At 64.3% G+C, this 1,895-nt stretch carries 2 protein-coding genes and 1 pseudogene; 2 read left to right on the forward strand and 1 reads right to left on the reverse strand.

The window, feature by feature from the left end; all coding sequences use genetic code 11:
• A pseudogene (locus J1C52_RS14950) lies at positions 1 to 426 on the forward strand (hypothetical protein); the annotation flags it as partial.
• 152 nt (positions 427 to 578) lie between these two features.
• The gene (locus tag J1C52_RS14955) at positions 579 to 1,043 is read left to right on the forward strand and encodes a hypothetical protein (protein WP_227428727.1); all 465 of its coding nucleotides are present in this window, start codon (positions 579 to 581) and stop codon (positions 1,041 to 1,043) included.
• Positions 1,044 to 1,061: 18 nt separating this feature from the next.
• Here J1C52_RS14955 and J1C52_RS14960 read toward each other — a convergent pair.
• Positions 1,062 to 1,895: helix-turn-helix domain-containing protein (locus J1C52_RS14960; RefSeq protein WP_255618553.1), on the reverse strand; the 834-nt coding region annotated here is incomplete at its 5' end.

Raw genomic sequence — 1,895 nt, forward strand, 5'->3', positions numbered from 1 at the left:
ACTTGTTGGGCGGACCTGATCAAGGCTGCGAAGAGGGCCCTGCCCTGCTGGAACGTCGACACGCAGGTGATCTGGGACCGCTTCCTGGCCTTCAATCGGGCGCGCGGGAACGACAAGGTTCCCGCCGGCTACCTGCTCGGGTTTATGCGCCGATGGCGAACCTCACCCGGTTCGGTAAGCCGACCGGTGGAAGCGCCAACTCAGCAGCAGGGGACTGACCCGCGTGAGCGGGAGTTGCACGCTCAGATCAAAGCTGCCCCCAGCGGCAACCGGCAGTTTCACGCGTCAGACCTGTGTCGGCTCATCGGGCAGGCGGCCTACGACGCGCGGGTCGTCGATGTCATCCGGCAGTTCGGCTGTCCAAGATTCACCGCGACGCTCGCCGTTCATGGTAGGGCCGTGATGGCCGGCGAGATTTCGCGATGATTTTGCGGTGCTCCTGCGACACCGCCTGTGCCGGCTCACGTCATAGACCAGAGACGATTTCCTTCAGGTATCGAACGCATGGGCGTTGAGCAGATGGACATCGCGCGAATACCATCACGCTGTATGTCGACCGAATGGTCACGATCACATTCATGAACCAGGAGAAGCCATTGAACCTTCAACGTGCCATCGAAATCGCTGCGGAAGCCCATCGGGAACAAACCGACAAGGCCGGCGCGCCGTATCTGCTCCACCCGCTCCGGGTGATGATGTCATTGGAGACCGACGACGAACGGATCGTAGGCATTCTGCATGACGTGGTCGAGGACGGCCCCGGCTGGACATTCGAGCGCCTTGAGGAAGAAGGGTTCTCGCCGACAGTGCTCGATGCCTTGCGCCTTGTTACGAAGCGGCCCGAGGATGAAGGCGACAGCGAGGCCGTCTATGTGGCTTTCGTCCGACGCGCCAAGGGCAATAAGATTGCACGTCGGGTCAAGACGGCCGACATCCTCGACAACCTGAATGCGTCTCGACTGTCGGCGCTGACCGAAAAAGACATGCGCCGCATGAACCGCTACCTCGCTGCTCTACGGGAGCTGCGGGATGCAGACACCTGACAGCGCTGTATTCGGGTATCACTGGCGTGCGGCCAGCACATCGTAGAGATCCTCAGGCGACAGCCCATCATTTCGATCAGAGCTCGATCTTGTCTCTGTCGCGCGCGTCTCGACGATCCGCCACATGCGATAGCGCCCCTGCCCCGTGACCTCCCGGATCAGGCCCCGCTCCTCCATCCAGTCGACGTTGCGCTGAACCGTTGCCCGGTGCGCACCTGTCAGTTTCTCAGCCATCTGTACCGAGACGAGCGGCCAGCTTGTGAAAAGGTCCCGCAGCAACGGCGGTGTCTTGCCCGAGAGCGGTGCCATCGTTCGCTCGGCAGCCGCTGCCCAAGCCTCGATCTCGTCGAGCCTGCGCAAGGCTGCCAATGTCGCGCTCTCCATCGCGCTCAGCCAGCGCGCCAATCGGGCGGGCTGGTCCCCGATCGCGCGGAAACCCCCTCCCCCGCCCATGGCGATGGGTGCGAAGACTGCGCCCGGAGCGCTCCCCGACGGCGCGAGATCGGCGATCGCGACACGCGCAGCCGTCACCGCAGCCTCGAGCGGGTCATCGACCGGTGAAAGCTCCGCGACGTGCCAAAGATGAAAGCCCATGCAGGCCCGTGTCACGGGGTGGAGATCCTCAGCCTGATCCATCATCGCGAGCCATCCGGCGGCCCGGTCCTTGAAGGCTTCGCGCTCTGCCATCTCGGCCACGCGCGAGGGCGCCTTGGCATCTTCGAAACGCTCCCCCTGCCCCGAGCGGTCGCGCCGATCGAGGAAGGTCTCGAGGTCGCCAACACCTGACCGACGCGCCAACGGCGCGGGTCCGCCGGTCAGCCGCCGCACGGTCCAGCCGATCCGGTACAGCGC

The sequence above is a fragment of the Roseibaca sp. Y0-43 genome (assembly GCF_020667835.1).
GTDB lineage: Bacteria > Pseudomonadota > Alphaproteobacteria > Rhodobacterales > Rhodobacteraceae > Roseinatronobacter.

What these genes read in the sequence shown, in the direction of transcription:
- J1C52_RS14955 (WP_227428727.1), top strand. Translation starts at nt 579, where the DNA reads ATGAACCAGGAGAAGCCATTGAACCTTCAACGTGCCATCGAAATCGCT.